The organism is Vibrio hyugaensis (assembly GCF_002906655.1).
Classification (GTDB): domain Bacteria; phylum Pseudomonadota; class Gammaproteobacteria; order Enterobacterales; family Vibrionaceae; genus Vibrio; species Vibrio hyugaensis.
Genome location: NZ_CP025795.1, coordinates 531,733 through 551,881 on the forward strand (window position 1 = coordinate 531,733; position 20,149 = coordinate 551,881).

The window sequence follows — 20,149 nt, forward strand, 5'->3', positions numbered from 1 at the left end:
GCTACATGGGCACATACGCCAGCTTAGTAAGCTGGTTTTTTATTTCTGGACTTATGCGAAGGTATTCAATAGGTGATTATTTGTTTCTGCGGCTCGCTAGAAATAGCAGACAGAAAAAAGCCCGCGAAGAATACCTTCACGGGCGAAAAAAGGGCACCAAATTGGGTGTCTATTCATTTTGGAGATGGTCGAACGTCCATATCAAACTGACAATAGGCTTGGTGAGAGGCTTACCACCAGTGCAACCAACGAGGCTAAAGTTAACATTGTTGTAATCATTGTTAAAATGTTAATTCTTCAATCAATGATTTCATTATCGTTAGTTCAAATTGTGAATGTGTTGTCTGCTTGTATTTATACTGTGCTAAATGTCGTTTTTGATAATAAAACTTATCATAAATCCTACGGCGATCATTTGAGTTGGTTATATAAAACTCGACATACTGCATTCTCAATTGTTCATATTTGCACTTAATGCCACATAATAACCCTGCATTTGTTAAGTGTTTGTGTTGTTTTTAACGCTTTTCACTGAAAACAAAAAGAGCGACCTAAGCCGCTCTTGTTCATTTTGATAAGTAAACTTATCAGTCGTTTTAGATTTCTTCGTGCTTATGGACTAGGCCGAAATCAGCTAAAATGGCATACGCTGCAGGGATCATAAACAACACCAGCAGAGTGGATGCAAAAATACCAAACACGATGGAGATCACCAGTGGTTGGATAACCTGTGCTTGCAGGCTGGTTTCAGTCAGTAACGGAAGCAAACCTGCTGCAGTGGTCATTGATGTTAGGAATACTGCTCTAAAGCGCTCTCGACTGGCTTTGACTACCGAGTCGTGCACGTTATCCCCTTCATCGACATGATGGCGTATGTACTGAACTAACAGAATCGAGTCATTCACCACAATCCCCGCTAATGAGACGAAGCCCATCATACTTGGCATACTTAATGAGTGACCGAGTAGGATGTGTCCCCATACCACGCCAATAAAGGCGAGTGGAATAGCAAGCATTACCACGAATGGTTCCAAATAACTGCGGAATTGGTAACTCAGAATCGCAAATACGCCAAACAAACCAAGCAAGAAGCCTTTACCCATTGATGCGCCAGTTTCAGCGGTATCTTTGGCTTCGCCTTCAAAATCAAAGCGAAGACCAGGATACTTTTGCATAAGCTTTGGTGCTTCATCCTGTTGGAACTGACGAATAATTGCGGTTGAATTAGCCTTTGTATTATCGATGTCGCCAAATACGCTAATGGTGCGCAGCCCATCAATGCGCTGGATACGTACGTAGTTTCGCTGGAAATCCAGAGTGGCGATCGTTGCGAGGGGAATCTGGCTTCCATCTGATAAGATGATCGGGAAGTTTGCTAATTGTTGTAGATCGCCCGCTTGAACTTTATCGAGACGGACTTCTATCGAGATATTTTCGACACCGACTTGGATTTCATCTGCGGTTTGGCCGAAGAAGGCCGCACGAAGCTGATTGGCAATCAGTTGGCCATTAATGCCGTATGCTTCCGCTCCCGGACGCAGTTTGACCAATACTTCCTCTTTACCCATTCGCATGTCATCCAACACGCCATGGACACCGTCAAATTCATTCAAGTATTGCTGAATGTCGATAGAAGCCGCTTTAAGGGCATCTAGGTCATCATGTTTAGCTCGAATTTCAATCGCTCGACCGCCCGGACCCATGGTCGGTTGTTTAAATACCAACGAGATAGGATCGGCAAGTTCACCAATGTCTTCACGCCATGCATCGATAAATTCATCGATGAGTGTGTTACGACTCTCGGCGCCCAGCAAATCCAGACGTACCGTGGCAATATGAGGACCAGATTCATTTGCGTCGGCGTTAGCGTTGAATTGACTGGTGATGTGCAGAACCAATGGATTGCCGTCTTCCACTTTCTCTGTCCATTCTTTATCTAGCTTTTGAGCGGAAGCAACGATCTTATCGACGACGGCTTCAGTTTGAGACAGAGAAGAACCTGGCGGAAGAATAATACGCGCTTCTGCAATGTCGCCATCTAATTCAGGGAAGGGTTGGAACTTGAGTAAACCACCGACTAACGTTGCTGCGGAGATAAGAAGCAAGGCAACCACGCCACCCATAAAGGCATAGCGATACTCGACCACTTTATCCACTGCGTTGACCAAGGTGGTGTTGCGGAAGTTTTCAAAAGAAGCGAGCAGCTTTTGTTTGAACTTCGGTGTCTTTCGCTCTTGTTTCTGTTTGTGTAGTGAGTGAGAAAGGTGGTTAGGTAGGATCAGGAAGGCTTCCACCAAACTCAAACTCAATACGAGGATCAGAACTTGAGGAACCGCTTTAAGTACAGCACCCATTTCACCTTGCAGGAATAACAAGCTACCGAAAATACACACCGTGGTTAGGAAGGAAGAAATCACCCCCGGCAATACCTTTTTCACCCCTTTAATCACGGCATCATCGATCTCTTCTCCTCGGTCTAGGTGAGCGGCGATCGATTCGGCAATAACGATGGCATCATCCATCATGATACCGATGGCCATGAGTAACCCGACCAAAGACATGATGTTGATCGACAGGCCAAGTTGCGCCATCAAAAATAACCCACCTAAGAAGGCAACGGGCAAACCAGCCGCGACCCAAAAAGAGTAGCGAAAACTAAAGAACAACCACATGGTGGCGAAAACCAGAATGATACCTTGCCAACCGTTTTTGACCATCATGGTCAGACGATCCCAAAGCACGGATGAAAGGTCATTGGTCATTTGTAGCATGACACCGTCTGGCGCGATGGCTTGTTGTTCTTCGACAAATTGAGCAACACGCTCTTTGATGCGCAGTGCATCGTCTTCTTTGTTTTTGCTGACTTTTAGTAGAGCTGACGGGTGACCATCGAAGAGGACTTTCTGTTCGTCCAATTCAAACCGATCGGTAATCGTTGCAATGTCTCTTAGACGGATGATTGATCCATTTGGTCCAGAGCCCACGACGATAGTCTCAAGCTCTTCTGGCGTCACGCGTCGTTCGTCAAAGCGGATCAGAAAGTTCTTATCTGGCGTTTCGACATTACCACTTGGCAACTTGACGTTTTGACGACCAATCTGCTCCGCAATATCACCAACACTTAAGCCAAGTTGGCGAATCGCTTGAGTGTCTAACTCTACTCGGTATTGGTGGTCAGAGAAGCCAGCAACTTCAACCAAAGACACATCGTAATCGAGCTTTAACGTGCGCTTAAGTTGTTCTGCGTAGGCTTTTAGCTCTGGCCATGTGGTGTCTGCGGTAATTGCGACATCCACAACTGGCTCATTCCAATCTAGCTCTTGGACCACAGGAGACTCAATTTCTTGTGGGAAGTCGTTTATCGAGTTGATTTGAGTTTGAACATCAACCAACATGCGGCCGATGTCGGCTTCTTCATTCAGTTTTAAGATAAGACGCGCAGAGCCTTCAATCGCTTCACATTGCGTTTCTTCAATGTTAGCAAGGCCATCAACAGCATCTTCCATTCGGACACAGATACTTTCTTCGACTTCTTGAGGGGAAGCGCCAGGGTAAACCACACCAGCTAGGATGTAGGGCGGATCAAACTCAGGAAAGGTTTCACGCTTAATCGTGGAAAGTGAAGAAATCCCCAATATCAGCAGCGTTAGCATCAGCAAGTTGGCTGCTGTTGGGTGCTTGGCGAAGAATCGGATCATGAATCAGACTCCTCAATGGCCGTTTCTGACTGTTCAGGTGACTCTTTCAATAGCATGCCGTTAATCGCAGGCAGCAAATCGTTGATGATCAGCTTCTGACCTTGCTCTAGTTCACCATCGATCACCACTTGGTTATTGCGGCGATATAACACTTCAACCGTCACGACTTGCAGACGATTGTCATCGCCCATCAGGTAAATCTTATCGCCATGAAGCGCACGCTCTGGGATGACCCAACTCGGGTTCTCTTGCCCCTCAATCAAGGCACGCACAAACATGCCGTTCACCAATGGCGGAGCAGAGGTTGGGTTTAATGCACGGTAGTCTTGTTCAATTTCTAGAATCACACCGGCAGTTGCTTGGCTTGGATCAACCGTTTCACTGATGCGTGCAACTTTCGCAGGCCAACTTGCAGAGAGGTTACCGCTGCTGAGTTCAATGTTGGCATGAATCGCATTCATATCAGGTTGTGGAATACCAGATTCATCACGAACAAACTCACCGATACTCGCCGCCAAAGTTTGCATGTCATGAATGGACAGTTGAGCTTCCACTTCCATGACATCAATGCCATGCCCGGTCACCATGGTTTGTTGTAGGTTAACCACTTGGTTTTGCTCAATTTCGACTTCTGCAATACGCAAGTCGTAAGGAAGGGTGATAATGGTTTTATCAAGCGAACGTTTCGCTTCATCCACTTTTGATGCATTGACCTTAACTAGGGCTTCTGCGACACGCTTTTCATCCGGCATCAAACCGATTTGGTTTTCGATATCCAGCACTAACTTACGTTGAGAAAGCGCGCTTTGCTCTTGTTGATCAACATCCGATTGAGACGTTAAGCCTTTCTTACGCAGGTTTTGTTTGCGGTCTAACTCTTTGTTGGCGATAACCAAACGGTTTGCTTCGATCTTGAGTGTACTTTTGAGGTTGGCTTCTTCTTGAGTCAGCTTAGCCAAAGAGGTTTCGGCAGATTTGAGGTCAGCTTGAGCTTGAACCAATTTCAATTCGTAATCGAGAGGATCGATTCGCAAGATTTCCGTTCCTGCTTGCAGCACTTGTCCTTTTTCCAGCTGCGGATGGCGGTAAACTACTTTCCCTGTCACTTCTGCAATGGCTTTCCATTCCACTTTTGGTGCTATTTTGCCAAAGCCAATTGCGACAGGTGCTATCGCCTTAAGCGCCAGTGGAATTGTCTCGACCAGCCTTGCTCTATCACCTGCGGGTTTAACGGGTAAGTCTGGTTTAAGGCTAATCGCAAGAAAGAGGATAATGACCCCGACAGCAAGAGCAGGAAAGAACAGAAGCTTTTTATTGATTTTCATATTGGTCGCTCGAGTCTAGAAATCCATGTTTCATCAGTTGTATGTTGTGTTCGAATAATCGGTTCAAGAAGGCTTCAGAAAGCTCAATGCCATGAATCGCAAGTAAGGCCGGTGGTGCCATAAATGGGAACACCATGAGACTAATATAAGAAACGCGACAAAGTTGAGGATCCGCGTCTTTTCGCAAAACGCCACCATCGACTAACTTATCAAAGATCACGCCTTGCATCGGCTTGCTGATGTCAGCAAAGACTTTTTCTAGTAACTTGCGTTGAGTCTCTGAGGGGGGCATATGCATGACTTGAGCAATCAAGCGGGGGAATTGCGGTACTTTGATCATCTCACGATAGTAGGTACGCATTAAGTCGAGGAAGTTCTTTTCATTACTGTCAGACAATAAGGCCTGCATTTGCTTTTGCATCGGTGACAGCGTTTCACGCAGCATGGTCTCAAATAACCCTTCTTTGTTGCCAAAGTAGTAGCGAATCATGGCGACATTCACCCCCGCTTTTTGGGCCACCAAGCGAGTCGAAACTTTGTCGTAAGCCATGATGGTGAAGAGTTCACGCGCGTGAAAAATCAGTTTTTCCCGTGCGTCGATTTTATCGGTAGGCCTTCCAGCCCTTCGATGAGCTTCCGTCACAATATCGTCTCTCAAAATATTAAACATTTGATTAATTATAAGCCGCTGATTTCTCATGCGACATGCGAAAAATTAATCAGTATTTAATCAAATGATTAATTTGTGAAGGGAGATAATAAAAAGAGCAGGAGAAACTGCCCTTTATTGAAATAAGAATGGGTTTGTCTAATAGATGCCGGCTTGAGAGGCTGGTTTCAACCCCAACTCAACACCGTCCAATTCGGCCGATCGGCGTGCTCTTTTAAGCGAGGGCATGGATTGATCAGATAGGCGTAATCCGCGTGTTCACACAGTGGTAAGTCGTTGTTCGAATCTGTATAGAAATGAATGTCTGAATAGGTCGCTGGTTTTGCATCTAGCCATTGTTTTAAGCGTGTAACTTTGCCTTCGCGATAACTAGGGATACCTTTTATTTCAGCGGTGTAGCAGTTGTCTTGTTCGACTAAATCAATCCCAAGAGCGTTAGGGATACCGATGCGCCGACCAACCGCTTCAACCAAAAAAGTGACGCTGGCAGAGATGATGACCATATCAATCTCATCACGAGACAGTTGTTCAATCAGTGTTTTGGTTTGCGGGAATTGTTTAGCCAGAATATGGTTTTCAACGCACTCTTCCACCAAGGCGTTTACCTGTTGAATAGGCATGTTTTCTAGCGGCTTCATGGAGAACGTTAGGTAATCTTCCATGTCCATTTTGCCTTCTGCGTACAAGCCCATTAGACGCTTATCTTCCTCAATAAAGTTAGGCGCAGTGGCGATGCCTTTCTCAACCATAAATTCATTCCAAATCATTGCGCAGTCAGCGTTGATTAAGGTTTCATCCAGATCAAAAACATACAAAGGCTTGGACATAGGTGGCTTCTCACAGTTTGAATTGAGGTCGATGTAACGTGTCGTTCAGTATAGAGCGAGGTTTACGAGTGTGGGACGTATGCTAACGACAAACTGTGACGGTTTCGTTGCACTTTTTCTGACCATGACAAAACTTAATGACTAAGTCGTGGGATGAAGCATTTCTGACTTGGTGATAGAAGGCTACAATACAGAGGTACTTTAGAAACCGCGTACTTTAGATATATGGCGTCTTTCGAACCTGATCTCAATATTGTGTACTGAATACAGTCTTGTCTTTGAGTGATAATAGCGCCACTCGCGCAAAGCGAACGTTAAGAAAAATACAAAAAGAATCCCCGATATGAACCAGTATGTAAATGATCCATCCAATTATCAGTTGTTAATTAAAAACTTGCTGTTTTCCCCAGTTGCTTTCAACCCCGAGCAAGAAATCGTCTACGCGAACCACCGTCGTCACAGCTACAAAACGTTTCATGACCGCGTAAGACAGTTTGCAAACGCGCTAACCAAAATGGGCGTAAAGAAAGGTGATACGGTAGCGGTAATGGATTATGACTCACACCGTTATCTTGAATGCTACTTTGCCATCCCGATGATTGGTGCCAAGCTACACATGATCAACGTGCGCTTGTCTCCAGAGCAGATCCTTTACACCATCGACCATGCGGAAGATGACATTATCCTGATCAACGAAGAATTTCTGCCAATTCTGGATCAGATCAAAGGTCGTATTGATACGGTCACGCGTTACGTGGTTTTGCGCGATAACGATGAATGTGAATACGAGCGCCTTCTGGAGCAAGAAAGTACGGAATACAACTTCCCTGATTTCGATGAGAATACCGTTGCGACCACTTTCTACACGACAGGTACGACGGGTTTCCCTAAAGGCGTGTTCTTTACTCACCGCCAACTGGTTCTCCATACCATGGGGATATTGAGCACCATCGGCACCAATGCGTCACAAGGTCGATTGCATCAAGGTGATATCTACATGCCAATTACGCCAATGTTTCATGTCCACGCTTGGGGACTTCCATACATGGCGACCATGCTTGGTGTGAAACAAGTGTATCCGGGCAAATATGTACCAGATGTTCTGCTTAACTTGATTGAGCAGGAGAAGGTGACGTTCTCGCACTGTGTGCCAACCATCCTGCATCTGTTGTTGAGCTCACCAAAATCCAAGTCGATGGATTTCTCTGGTTGGAAAGTCGTGATTGGCGGTGCAGCGCTACCAAAAGCGTTATGTAAATCAGCCCTTGAGCGCGATATTGATGTGTTTGCGGGTTACGGCATGAGCGAAACAGGACCAATTCTGTCTATTGTTCAACTGACTCCTGAGCAGCTCGAATTCGACCTAGATCAGCAAGCGGAGTACCGCTCTAAAACGGGTAAGAAAGTCGCGCTGGTAGACGCTTACATTGTTGATGATGAAATGAACAAGCTCCCCCACGACGGCGAAAGTGCGGGTGAGATTGTGGTTCGCGCTCCTTGGTTGACTCCGAGCTATTACAAAGACAACAAGAACTCGAAAGCCTTGTGGCGTGGTGGTTACCTACACACTGGCGATGTCGCGCATATCGATCATGAAGGCTTCATCAAGATCACTGACCGTGTAAAAGACATGATTAAGATTTCTGGTGAGTGGGTCAGTTCTTTGGAGCTGGAAGACATTCTGCACCAGCATCAGGCCGTGTCGGAAGTCGCCGTGATTGGTATGCCTCATAACAAATGGGGCGAGGTGCCCTTAGCGTTGGTAACGTTAAAAGATGATGCAGAGATGACAGAGAAAGAGCTGTTAGGTTTTGCTAAAGATTTTATCAGCAAAGGCATTCTTGCCAGAGAAGCGTTGCTACTGAAAGTGAAGATGGTTGACGATATTGCGAAAACCAGCGTGGGCAAAGTTGATAAGAAAGAGCTGCGTAAACTTCATCTGTAAAGTAGTGAAGCTGTTTGCATCCAACCCATAATATTCGGCCCCGATACATAACTTGTATCGGGGCCGATTTTCATCTAGTGACGCGAAAGTCTTGGTTGTGTATTAAATCAAACCTTGTTCTTTCGCCATGTGGTTAGCGATGCTCGGCGCTTTCCAGATGCTTGGAAGCAGTATGAAAGACACAGGAACAGCTGTAATCACGATGAAAGACTGCAATGCCGAGATACCGCCAGAGCCCATCGAGATAAGCGCGATCGCCACCACACCCATCATTAAGCCCCAGAACGAGCGTATCACTGCGTTTGGTTCTGTAGAGCCAGTCATTACCACACTGATGGTGTATGTCATTGAGTCACCCGTTGTCACGATGAACGTCGTGGTCAGGATCAAGAACAATACTGAAATCACCATCGGGAATGGTAGCTCAGAAGTAATCGCAAGCAGAACGGCAGGCAAGTTAAAGCCCTCAAACGCCGATGAAATCAAACCTGGGTTTTCTAGCTCGAACGCCAAGCCACTGCCACCAACGATGCTGAACCAGAAACACGTGATCAATGGTGCAGCAATGCTGATAGAAAGGATTAATTGGCGAATTGTACGGCCGCGTGAGATTCGCGCGATGAAAATTGCCATCATCGGACCGTAACCAATGAACCAGCCCCAGAAGAAGACTGTCCACCAACTTAGCCACTCGGTGTCACCACGGTAAAGCGCCATTGGGAAGAAGTTATCTACCATGCGGCCAATGCCTTGCACGTAACCATCCACAATAAAGCTGGTTGGGCCGAAGAACAGGATGTAACCAATTAGAGCCACAGACAACACGATGTTGTAACGGCTCACAAGCTGGATGCCTTTGCTTACACCGCTTAGGGCAGACAAGGTGTACATCAAAATCGCAGCGACGATCACTAAGCTTTGAGTAACAAAGGTATCAGGTAAGCCAAATAGCGAGTTCAGGGCGTAACTGATCTGCAGACCTAAGAAACCAATTGGACCAATAGTACCTGCGGCTACGGCGATAATGCTGCATGCGTCTGCGACGTCGCCAATCCAACCGTTGATCGCTTTGTCACCAAATACTGGGTAAAGCAGGGTACGAGGTTTGAGTGGTAAGCCCTTATCGTAGTGAAGGTGCATCAAAACGACTGAAGAAAGACAACCTAGGATAGCCCAAGCAAGGAAACCCCAGTGCATGAAAGACTGAGAAAGTGCATTGATTGCGGAGGCTTTTGGCGACGCTTCACCATACAGAGGTGGTGCAGAAACAAAGTGGGCGATAGGCTCTGCAGCTGCCCAGAAAACACCGCCACCGGCGAGTAGGGTACAAAGTACGATCGACAACCACTTAAAGGTGTCGATATCAGGTCTCGCTAGACCGCCTAAGCGTACGTAGCCTGTACGACCTAGTGCAATAGCCAAACCAATAAGGAAATTCAGAAGGAGTAATACTTGCCAAAAGGCACCGAAGTATTGAGTCGCAAACCCGAAGCCTGCGTTGACCATCGCGGTCAGAGATTCTGTATTTGTTAGAGCGAGCAGAACAAAGACGGTAAGGAAGCTACCACTTAACCAAAATACAGGGTTAGTGAGTTCAAGGCGCTTGATAAGGGAAGGAGGATGAATAGCAGAATAGTCTGCCTCCTGAATAGGAGCATGAGAGGCGGCATTCGTCATATTTGACATAATTACTTCGCTTTTTAGGGCTCGGAAGCCGTGCATTTCCCTCACACAAATAGGTCGAAAAGTGTGAGGATGATCAAAAAGCCGCTGATACTAGCACGTTGAGCACCTCAATATAACCGTAGATTCGGAATAATTGTCTACGTAAGCGGCAAATTACTGATTTCTGGGTAGAGATTTTTTGCGTGAAGTGCGCCGCATTTCGTATGTAAATGACATTCCCCTTATTCTTGTAAGGACACCACAGGATTACATTGAGCCAACCTGTTCTAATAAAAATTAAAGGTCTTACCCTATGGCTCATTTTGAACTCAATGGACAGTGGCAACTTACCTCGCCACAGCGTCCAGACATCAATATTCCGATGACTTTGCCTGGCGATAATGTCTCTGCACTTTTGCAAGCAGAGCTTATTCCTAACCCATATGTGGCAGATAATGAATCCAAGGTTCGTTGGATTGAAGAATGCGATTGGCATATTGAACGCGAGTTTACTGTCGATGAACCTGTGTTATTGGCCAAACAAGTTTGGATGACGTTAACTCGCGTCGATACTTTAGCCACCTTTTATATTAACGGTGAGCAAGTACTGACTTGCAGCAACATGTTTGCTCAGCAACGTATTGATATTAAAACAAACTTAAAACAAGGCGTTAATACGATTCGAGTTGAGTTTGCCCGAGTCGACTTAGAAGGTGCAGAGCGAGCAAAGAAACTGCCATTTCCCATTCCGTCGGCAATGGGGAACAACCAGATCCCGCACATGAACTTGATTCGTAAAACCCAATGTCACTCGGGATGGGACTGGGGTGTTTGTTTGATGGTTTCCGGTATCTATGACCCGATTCAAATTGAGGTCGTCGACGATGTGTGGCTCAAAGGATTCTCGACAGAGCAGCAATGGAAAGCTGATGGTAGTGTGCTGGTTGATGTATTAGTTGAAGTAGAAACCGATACTCAACTTCATGAAATCACAATTGAATTTGATGATCAGCGCCAATCGATTCGAACCGAAGGAAGTGGTCACTACCACTGTCAGTTCCATATTATCGAGCCAAAACGCTGGTGGCCTGCGGGTTACGGTGAAGCGCATTTGTATTCTATTTCTGTTCATTGTGGTGAGCAGTTACTATCGCGCAAGATTGGTTTGCGAGAGTTAAGGCTGAACAATCAAACGGATGAACACGGCTCCGCGATGGAGTTCATCATTAACGGCACCCCAATCAATGCGAAAGGCGCAAACTGGATTCCGGTGGATGCGATGCCAGGGCGTGAGTGCGAAAGCCGATACCGCAATCTGTTACAGAGTGCAGTCGATGCCAATATGAACATGATTCGTGTTTGGGGGGGCGGCCAGTATGAAAGTGAAACCTTCTACAACCTGTGTGATGAATTGGGCTTGTTGGTGTGGCAAGACATGATGTTCGCTTGCTCGCTGTATCCATCCGATGACGATTTCTTGAAAGATGTGGAACAAGAGTTGCGATTCCAAATCCCACGTTTGAAAGAGCACCCGTCGATTGCACTGTGGTGTGGCGATAATGAAGTGATTGGTGCGATTGGCTGGTACGACGAATCCAAGCACAACAAAGTCAAATACACGGTGAATTACGATCGTCTGAATCGAATGATCGAACAAGTCATTGGTCAGCAAGACGATTCACGCCGTTTTTGGCCGAGTTCACCTTGTAATGGCGAGTTGGATTTTGGCGATGCGTGGCATGATGACAGCAAAGGCGACATGCACTTCTGGGACGTTTGGCACTCAGGAAAATCGTTTAATGCTTATCTAAACATTAACCCGCGTTTTTGTTCCGAGTTTGGCTTCCAATCTTGGCCGTCTTTTGCTGAGGCAAAACAGTTTGTGCCAGAGCAGGATTGGAACGTCACCTCACCAACGTTTGAGCAGCACCAAAAGAACCCTCGTGGTAACAGCATCATCACGGAGATGTTTACTCGTTACTTCCGCTTCCCATCAGGCTTCGAGGAGATGTTGTACTTAAGCCAAGTTCAGCAAGCGATGGCAATTAAGACCGCTTGTGACCATTGGCGCGCCATCTCACCAGTATGTCGAGGTATGTTGTATTGGCAGCTCAATGACAACTGGCCAGTGAGTTCTTGGTCGAGCTTAGAATACAGTGGCCGTTGGAAGCAATTGCATTACCATGCCAAACGCTTCTTTGCGCCTCAGTATTTGGTGTTCTCAGAGCATACAGGTAAGTTGAGCTTGCATTTGTTAAACGACGCAAAAGAGCCTGTGAGTGTTAATGCTCAGCTGCAATGGGTGAACTGGCAAGGTGAAGTGAAGCAAACTTGGCAGCTAGAGCAAAGCGTATCAAAGGATAGCAATACTGTCGTTTGGCAACTTGACGACCAGTTTGATATCGCGAATCTAACATCGGGCTTCTTCTACGCAGAGGGACAAGTAGGCGAAGAGCGAATCACGAACACGTGGTTTAGCACTCATGAACTGAAAACCTTGCCGATGGAGAAGGCAAAGATAGAAGTGAAGATTGAAGCAAACCACATTACGCTAGCTTCAGATAAGCCTGCGTTCTTTGTGCATTTAGAATCGGATACCGATGGTCGATTCTCTGAATCAAGTTTGACTTTACTTGCTCATCAACCAGTAACGATAGAGTTCTTAGGTGATGATGTGGCGGCGATGGCAGAGTCACTGCGAGTTTACCATTTGATGCAATAAGTAAGATAAAGCGAGTCGTCAGATAAAAGTAATATGAAGGGGGCCTCCGTGCTCCCTTTGTTGTTTCTTGCTTTAATTAGAACAAATTGCGCTTGGCCCAATTAATGGCCTGCATCCGGTTCTTGACTTCAAGTTTGCGGAAAATGCTATAAAGGTGTGACTTCACCGTATGCTCACTGACAAACAGAGTGTCCGCGATATCAAGGTTTGAGCCACCTTGACACAATGCGGTCAGAACCTGCATTTCTCGTCGTGTGAGCTCAATATCGAGCTTAGAATCGTGCTCCGTGACAGTGTGATTTAAATTTACCAAGTAGCCAATAAGCCGGTTGAGAATGTCTCGGGATAGCCAGTTCTCTCCATTTAAGATGCCTTTAAGGCCTTTGATCACCTTGTCGAAATCGTCTTCAAAATAAAATAAACCTTTTAGGTTAGACCAGCTGAGTAAACTCTCCACACCTAAGTTTGGTTCGGCATTGACTAATATCGTAGCGTCGACGTGGTGAAGCTCACTCAATGTCACTTTGACATCACTCAGATCGGGCAGAGAACTATCGACAATTGCGACGTAGTGTTCGTCGTGGTGATCGGGTATTTCAACGTCTGCCCCTTTGGCCAGTAAAACGGGTTGCCCTAAGCGCTGCTCGATGGCGGTTTGTAATCCTCTGCCTTGAATATTGTTGAAGGTAAACAATAAGATGGTGTTGTTTTTTGTATTGTTATTCATCATTAGTGGGCTTCCTGTCGAGACTGCATAAATTCATTTCCTACCTGGTGGAAGCGATAGAGCACCAGATCGAGTAATCCATCAAAGCAATGCTTCACCATGGGGTTTTCGAATATCCGTGTGGCGGGGGCTTTAAAAAAGGTGACTCGCCGATGGTGGTAGAAATCCCGTATAAAAATGTCGAACAAAAGTTGTTTAATTACGGGCTCATGAACAGGGAAGTGGATGATCGCGTTGCCCATTACTTGAATAATGTCAGAGACCAAAAACTTCAAAATTGACCGGCCTAAATGCCATAAGCTGAGAATCCTAAATTCAGACCTCAGCTCTTGATAAATCATATGACCAACTAGCATGCCTTTGCAGTAATAAAGCCGAGCCTTACTGGGTGATTGATTGAATTGATTGAGTGTGTCTTCCATGCCCCCTGGCGTAATTAGCTGTTTATGTACGGCGTTGATTTGCTCGAATTCAGACACACTGATTTGGTTGAGAGAGCAACTCTTTACATCGGTGACTTGGTATTCGTACACAATATCTTTAAAGCTCAAATAAATGTTTTTGCTCTGTGAGGCTTTGACTCGTTTGTACTCGCTAGAAGTGTATTGATACTGCTCTCCAATAAAGTGTGAAAAGGCGAGCCGTTTTAATAAACTCGGTGTGACTTTCCCGCTTTCCCATTGGCTTAATGTCGGTTGATTTAAGCTGTCGAACGCGCTGTAACTCCTTGCTAACTCATCGGCTAACTGGCCTTGAGTTAAACCCCTTTCCTTTCGAATTGCAGCAACAGCATGCGAAAATTCTAACTTGCTAACCATATATCTACGTCCTGAGCTCATTATATTTTTTGATTGTTTGAAGCGGCCCGAACTGAGCCAAGTTTCTATGTTCTAGATTTTTTAGTGAGGTACATCATTTGGTCTGCATGCTGGATAAGCGCGTCACTGTTACTCCCTTCATAAGGGAAGCGCGCCATACCAATACTCAAACCGATGTGAACGTTTTGAAAATGGATAAAAATAGGTGCACTACATGCGTGTTGTAGCAAAGACTGAAATTGTTCTAAATCCTTTGTACTTTCTAGGTTGGGGAGACAAAGGATGAATTCATCACCGCCAATTCGTGTGGCAAATTGATCGTCCCCCAGCAGTTGCAATATGCGTTGGGCGGTAACTTTTAAAACCTTGTCGCCAGCGTCATGGCCGAATTCATCATTCACTGCTTTGAAGCCATCTAAATCGATATACAACAGAGCAAACGGTTGAGCGCGTTGTATCTGATGTTCAATCAACTGATGGCCTTTAAAGCGGGAATAACACCCTGTCAGCTCGTCGATCTCGAGCAGTCTTTCTAGTTTTTCGACCTGTTCATATTGCGTTTGCCACGCGTTTTTCCAGTCACGCTCTATGGAAAGTAATCCTTTGTAAATGAAAAGGTTGAACAGGTACAGAAACGTACTCCGAATGGAGAACTCACTTAAACCTTGTAGTTTAAACGGGTCATTCGCCGCAACTATCAAATCTATGTTAAAGCAGACAGTCATTGACAATGTGTATGTGATCAGTGACCAGAAAACGCCAAATTCAATCAAGGCTAAAAGGAGGTTGACCGTCACCAAGGACGAAAAAAGGAAATGCCCGCCGAGGAAGTAATACAGGTAAAACGTGAGTGTAAAGCCAAGAATTAACGCAATGACCACCAGTTTGCTTTTCTGTTCGAGAACGAAAAAGTGTCCAGCCCAAAGATAAGTTAGGCAGGAGATGGCGGATAGCAGGTAAGGAAGGTATACAACAAATTCTACCCCTCTGATTGCACAAGCGAATAGGGTAATTAGAATACCCAAACTTGTAGAGCGCATGTAATAGCGCGTAAAAATTTTGGTGAACTGTGTTCTGTCCATAGTTATGTCTCAAAGGAACAGCAAATAATGGGCAGACTGGGAAAGAATTCTGTATGGATTGAGTGTGGATGGATGACTTGGAAAGACTAAACGTACTACCCCGCATGAGTCTGGAAATGCCAGGCGCATGTGCTTTTTCGGGCGTTTTTCTCGTCTGCAAGCGACACTGCATTTCATAAAGTTGCTCGATACCTACTGCCGTTTTTATAAACTATTCTATGAGGCAGGGTTGCATAAAACTATACGGTTTTCGGGAAAATGCCCCGATCTCAATATGTCCGCATAAAAAGTGAGTAAACAGCAAATTTAATGAGGTAAAACTAGCACTTACGTCCTACTGATAAAATGCAAGATCAGTCTAAAGTATTAGGTGTCTACTTGAGTTTTTGATGGATACGGTAACCCATCGCGTAACCAAGATAGAATAGCGCAGCGAGTGTGAAAAAAGCGGATATATAAGCAACAAGATGATTCAACCCCAATCCGAAGGATAAGGTGAATGCGATACCATTTACGGCTTCTACAGGAATCTTGTACCACGCGGAATGCACGGTTGATCCAAATAGAATTAATGTACCAATTAAAAAAAGTGTGCCGACTGTTAAGCCAACCCATCTGCTGCTGTTCATGCGTCTTCTCAAGGGTTACGACGTTCGTAACAAAATATTACAAGACAAGCATTATACAACTGAGTGAGGGGCAAGGTGGTAGCAATATTTGCACGATTAAATCAAGAGGCCACCGAAGTGACCCCTTTTTAACCGGTTAGCATCTTAATTAGCCAATCCATCGGATGAAGTAAGGGATGATCAGCGCGTTCGCCAAATCGATAAAGAAAGCACACACCAAAGGCACAATAATAAAGGCTTGGTGAGAGTTACCGTATTTTTGTGCAACGGCCGACATGTTAGCCATTGCGGTTGGGGTAGAGCCCAAAGAAATCCCCCCAAAACCAGAGCAAACAACCGCAGCGTCGTAGTTCTTTCCCATTAGAGGAAAAACGACGAATATGGCGATGCAAATAGCCACAAAGAACTGCGCACCAAGAATGATGAATATTGGCCCAGCCAGATCGACTAACGCCCATAATTGCATGCTCATCAGTGACATAGCGAGGAAAGCGCCCAAGGCCATGTCAGCAATCAATGCAACCGCTGGTTTCCGTGCTGGCCAACGAGTACCTGTAAGGCGAGGGTAAGAGGTTGGAATAAGATTAGAAATCAAAATACCAGCAAACAAACAGGTTACAAACAGAGGCAACTCTAAGCCTAAACTGCTCACGCCTTCATTCAATATTGCACCCAAGATAATACATACGTGAATCGCTAACATAGCATCCAAAAAGTCATAAGCATTGATGGATGGTTGGGGCTCATCTTGCGCCGTACCCACGTCCATTTCTTCCACTTTAGCAGGCTTTAGGTTGTGTTTGTTGATCAGGTATTTTGCAATCGGTCCGCCCATCAAGCTTGCTAAAATTAAGCCAAATGTCGCGCTGGCAATGCCTATCTCCATTGCTGTGTCTAGGTCGAAGATTTCTGCGATTCTTGGTGACCACGCAATCGCGGTGCCGTGACCTCCAATCAGAGATACTGTGCCACTTAACAGACCGACGGCTTCGGGTTGCCCCAGCATGGTTGCGATACCAATACCGGTGAGATTTTGAATCAACATGTAGCCAATGGTGACGGTAAGCAGAATCAATAATGGCTTACCGCCTTTGAACAGATCTTGAAGGCTGGCATTGATGCCGATGGTGGTAAAGAAATACACCAGTAACAAGTCACGGGTAGCGAGGTCGAATTGGACATCAATGTGAGTGACATAATGGATGATCGCGAAAATGACCGATACTAAAATACCGCCAGAAACGGGTTCGGGGATACTGAATTCTTTAAGAAAAGAACTGGCTTGTGTTAAGCGCCTACCCAAAAACAAAACGATGATCCCAAGTGTCACCGCGAGAAAAGATTCGACTTGTAATACGCCGTCGACAAAATTCATAGCCACTCCTGTTGAGGTAAATACATACGATATAAAAATCAATCCGTATGCTCGTCTTTTAAACATACTGACATGTTTGTATGACATCCAATTGCATAACGACGAATTTGAACTAAGTCGGATTGTGCGTCAGATGACATTTTTTTAATGAATAGAAAAGGGGAGCAACACTAGGCTAAACAAACCTATGCATCACTCCCCACGTTGAATTGCTTAATGGCGTTTTAGTAAATGAACTTGTTGGCGTACAACGAAAGTCTAGTCAGCCACGGATCGTTCACTAAGCAACGACTCGTTAAGCCTGTCTCAATGATTAATTAAATAACCAATAGCTCACAGGGTTATCTGGACATTGATAAGGACCACATTCGGCAAAAGTCCCAATCACATTGAGTGCCACAACAGAAATCGCTAGCAAACATGTGATGCGACCTAGGTTGCTCATTTCGTAAGGTTCTGGAGACTCCTCTTTACTGGTCAGCATCAGAATAACGGCGACCGCGAAAATGGTGGCAACAAACAACACAAACGCCCAAGTGTAATAGTGCATCCCGAAGATAGGGCTACCGTATCCAGGCGTACCAGGAATTACGTGTAAAGAGACTTGTCTCAGTGACGTGGCGACGCCATAGAGTGCGCCAATAAGTACCACTCCATAATGTCGAGACTGCGGTCCATACACCACGTTCAACAAGAAGCCAAACATGATCATGATGAAGCCAATGCGCTGTAATAAACACAAAGGACAAGGCAATTCATTCAGTACAAATTGCAGAACAAAGCCAATCAGTAGAACGGCTGTCATGCCCAGTAAACCAAGAGTATTAAGTAAAGCCAGATAGTTTCGATTCATGTGCAATCCCCCTTACAATAAGATGGAAAGAGGGTCGGTGGCGTGATGATTGAACCAATACAGTCCAATGATCACGGAAGAAGCGAAAAAGGCATAGCCCACCGCTTTCTTACCTAGAAATGCACTGAGCATCGCAATCAATAATAGCAAAAAGATTAATGTCATCATGAGGGAGTTCCTTCCTTACTCTCTGATTTCAATCCTTTTAACTATAGGAAATGCGAGCTAATGCGCGACTTTATACCCAATAAAAAAGAGGAGGGGTTAGATTCGAGGTCCCCGATGAAGCTAACCCACTCCCCAAAATCGTTACTTAACTCATTCGGTTTAACTTTGTGGAGATTGCTCTAATGCCCAATCGCCACCCAATGATTTGTAGAGTGCGACAGTGACCTGAGCCGTTTGCAATTTGGCTGCGATTTGTCGATCTTGCATAATGCGTTGCTGGCGTTGAGCATCCAGTACCGACAAGTGGTCAATCAACCCAGCACGGTAGAGAGATTTGGCTTTCCCCACGGCTTTATCTGTCGCAACCAAAGCATCATCAATACGACGCTGATTCTCTTGGCTTCTGCCATACGCAAATAGTGTGGAATCCACTTCAGAAAAAGCCGAATCCACAGCGTGTTGGTAAGTCAGTGTTGCTGCGTCAAAACGAGCTTGGTTGATGTCCTCTAAAGCATCGCCACGACCACCATCAAAGACATTCCAACTGATGCCAGCTGCACCAACCCAGCCGAAAGAGTCACTGCTAAACAGATCATCAAAGCTGGAAGCGGACACGCCCGGAGCGCCGGTTAAGAAGAACTTCGGATATTGATTGGCGATACTTGCCGCAAGTTCTTCATTGATGGCTGCCATTTCTCGCTCCGCTAAGCGGATATCAGGGCGTCGTTGAAGTAAGTCTGAAGGTAATCCAATTGGCACGACATGTTGCATTGCTGGTACAGCTTGAGTTTCTGCAAGTCGCACTTCGACTTTCGACAAAGGCTCACCAAGCAGTACCGCGATACGATGTTTGTGTACCTGTTGTGCGATTTCCAACTGAGGAATGATTGACTCCATCGCTGCAAGCGTCGCTTTGGCTTGCGCTAAATCGAGATCCGAGCCATAACCGCTACGAACCACTTTCTCGACCAAGTCCATGGTTTTTCTTTGGTCTTCAAGGTTTGATTTGGCTAAGTCGAGACGCTCGCTTGCCCCTTGATACTGCAAGTAGTTATGAATCAAATCCGCAGTAAGCAAAGTCGTCAGCCCGCTTTGATAGATTTCTGCTTGCTCAACACGTATTTGCGCCGCATTGGATTGACGATCAATGCGACCGAACAAATCCAACTCCCAAGCGATACTTGCGCCGGCAAACACACCATCATGCTGATTGTCCAACAAGGTTGTATTGCCAATTTGTGGCGGCAGGCCAGCTGCGGAATCACCAATCGGATTTAGCGCAGGACCAAGCAGCGAGTCGTTCTTACTCAGCTGATAATTGACATATCCGGCGCCAACATTGATGGTAGGCACTTTGAATGACTCAACAACGGTCTTATAGTTGTCTGCCATTTTGATGCGCTCTGCCGCGACCTTAAGCGGGATGTTTTGGCTTTGCATATCAAGCACCAAATCGTTCAACGTCGGGTCGTTAAACTCTGTCCACCAAAACGCTTCTCTCTCAGCATTGCGGCTGACGCCATTTTGGTCGGCATACAAATAAGTCTCTGCCATGCTGGTGGTTGGCGTTTGATAGTCTGGCCCAACGGCACAACCTGATAAACTTATTGCCAATACCAGTGGCGTGATAACGAACTTTCTCATG

15 protein-coding genes are annotated in these 20,149 nt (G+C 45.6%); 2 read left to right on the top strand and 13 right to left on the bottom strand.

What is annotated here, in order from left to right; all coding sequences use genetic code 11:
• Positions 1-596: 596 nt before the first annotated feature.
• The 4 genes from C1S74_RS19640 to C1S74_RS19655 all read right to left on the bottom strand — a co-directional run bounded on the left by C1S74_RS19640 (position 597) and on the right by C1S74_RS19655 (position 6,520).
• A complete protein-coding gene (locus C1S74_RS19640; protein WP_045397102.1) occupies positions 597-3,698 on the bottom strand; it encodes an efflux RND transporter permease subunit in 3,102 nt (1,033 codons plus the stop codon).
• On the bottom strand, positions 3,695-5,023 hold the full coding sequence (locus C1S74_RS19645) for an efflux RND transporter periplasmic adaptor subunit (RefSeq protein ID WP_045397103.1): 1,329 nt from the start codon (positions 5,021-5,023) through the stop codon (positions 3,695-3,697). Before C1S74_RS19645 ends, C1S74_RS19640 begins: the two co-directional genes overlap by 4 nt.
• Positions 5,010-5,666 carry a TetR/AcrR family transcriptional regulator gene (locus C1S74_RS19650; protein WP_045397645.1) on the bottom strand — a complete coding sequence of 219 codons (657 nt, stop codon included), beginning with the start codon at positions 5,664-5,666 and terminating at the stop codon, positions 5,010-5,012. Before C1S74_RS19650 ends, C1S74_RS19645 begins: the two co-directional genes overlap by 14 nt.
• Before the next feature lie 194 nt (positions 5,667-5,860).
• A complete protein-coding gene (locus C1S74_RS19655) occupies positions 5,861-6,520 on the bottom strand; it encodes an HAD family hydrolase (RefSeq protein ID WP_045397105.1) in 660 nt (219 codons plus the stop codon).
• A 343-nt stretch (positions 6,521-6,863) separates the two neighbouring features.
• On the opposite strand from C1S74_RS19655, the gene C1S74_RS19660 reads away from it, so the two are divergent.
• Positions 6,864-8,465 carry a long-chain fatty acid--CoA ligase gene (locus C1S74_RS19660; protein WP_045397108.1) on the top strand — a complete coding sequence of 534 codons (1,602 nt, stop codon included), beginning with the start codon at positions 6,864-6,866 and terminating at the stop codon, positions 8,463-8,465.
• A gap of 102 nt (positions 8,466-8,567) precedes the next feature.
• On the opposite strand, the gene C1S74_RS19665 is transcribed toward C1S74_RS19660, so the two are convergent.
• Positions 8,568-10,151, bottom strand: coding sequence for a BCCT family transporter (locus C1S74_RS19665; RefSeq protein WP_038865353.1), 1,584 nt, complete (start codon positions 10,149-10,151; stop codon positions 8,568-8,570).
• Positions 10,152-10,443: 292 nt separating this feature from the next.
• On the opposite strand from C1S74_RS19665, the gene C1S74_RS19670 reads away from it, so the two are divergent.
• Positions 10,444-12,852 (top strand): beta-mannosidase, encoded by a 2,409-nt coding sequence (locus C1S74_RS19670; RefSeq protein ID WP_045397110.1) that lies wholly within the window; start codon positions 10,444-10,446, stop codon positions 12,850-12,852.
• A 76-nt stretch (positions 12,853-12,928) separates the two neighbouring features.
• On the opposite strand, the gene C1S74_RS19675 is transcribed toward C1S74_RS19670, so the two are convergent.
• The 8 genes from C1S74_RS19675 to C1S74_RS19705 all read right to left on the bottom strand — a co-directional run bounded on the left by C1S74_RS19675 (position 12,929) and on the right by C1S74_RS19705 (position 20,148).
• Complete coding sequence (locus tag C1S74_RS19675; protein WP_045397113.1) at positions 12,929-13,582, bottom strand: LuxR C-terminal-related transcriptional regulator; 654 nt, start codon at positions 13,580-13,582, stop codon at positions 12,929-12,931.
• A complete protein-coding gene (locus tag C1S74_RS19680) occupies positions 13,582-14,397 on the bottom strand; it encodes a helix-turn-helix domain-containing protein (RefSeq protein WP_045397115.1) in 816 nt (271 codons plus the stop codon). Before C1S74_RS19680 ends, C1S74_RS19675 begins: the two co-directional genes overlap by 1 nt.
• Positions 14,398-14,462: 65 nt before the next feature.
• The gene (locus tag C1S74_RS19685) at positions 14,463-15,479 is read right to left on the bottom strand and encodes a GGDEF domain-containing protein (protein ID WP_045397118.1); all 1,017 of its coding nucleotides are present in this window, start codon (positions 15,477-15,479) and stop codon (positions 14,463-14,465) included.
• A 374-nt stretch (positions 15,480-15,853) separates the two neighbouring features.
• Positions 15,854-16,108, bottom strand: a complete 255-nt coding sequence (locus tag C1S74_RS19690) for a hypothetical protein (protein WP_038865015.1) — start codon at positions 16,106-16,108, stop codon at positions 15,854-15,856.
• A 148-nt stretch (positions 16,109-16,256) separates the two neighbouring features.
• A complete protein-coding gene (gltS, locus tag C1S74_RS19695) occupies positions 16,257-17,483 on the bottom strand; it encodes a sodium/glutamate symporter (protein ID WP_045397120.1) in 1,227 nt (408 codons plus the stop codon).
• A gap of 313 nt (positions 17,484-17,796) precedes the next feature.
• A complete protein-coding gene (locus tag C1S74_RS19700; protein ID WP_045397122.1) occupies positions 17,797-18,336 on the bottom strand; it encodes a disulfide bond formation protein B in 540 nt (179 codons plus the stop codon).
• A gap of 12 nt (positions 18,337-18,348) precedes the next feature.
• Positions 18,349-18,504 carry a DUF5993 family protein gene (locus C1S74_RS26540; protein ID WP_005429588.1) on the bottom strand — a complete coding sequence of 52 codons (156 nt, stop codon included), beginning with the start codon at positions 18,502-18,504 and terminating at the stop codon, positions 18,349-18,351.
• Between the two features lie 159 nt (positions 18,505-18,663).
• Complete coding sequence (locus tag C1S74_RS19705; protein WP_045397124.1) at positions 18,664-20,148, bottom strand: efflux transporter outer membrane subunit; 1,485 nt, start codon at positions 20,146-20,148, stop codon at positions 18,664-18,666.
• Position 20,149 lies beyond the last annotated feature (1 nt).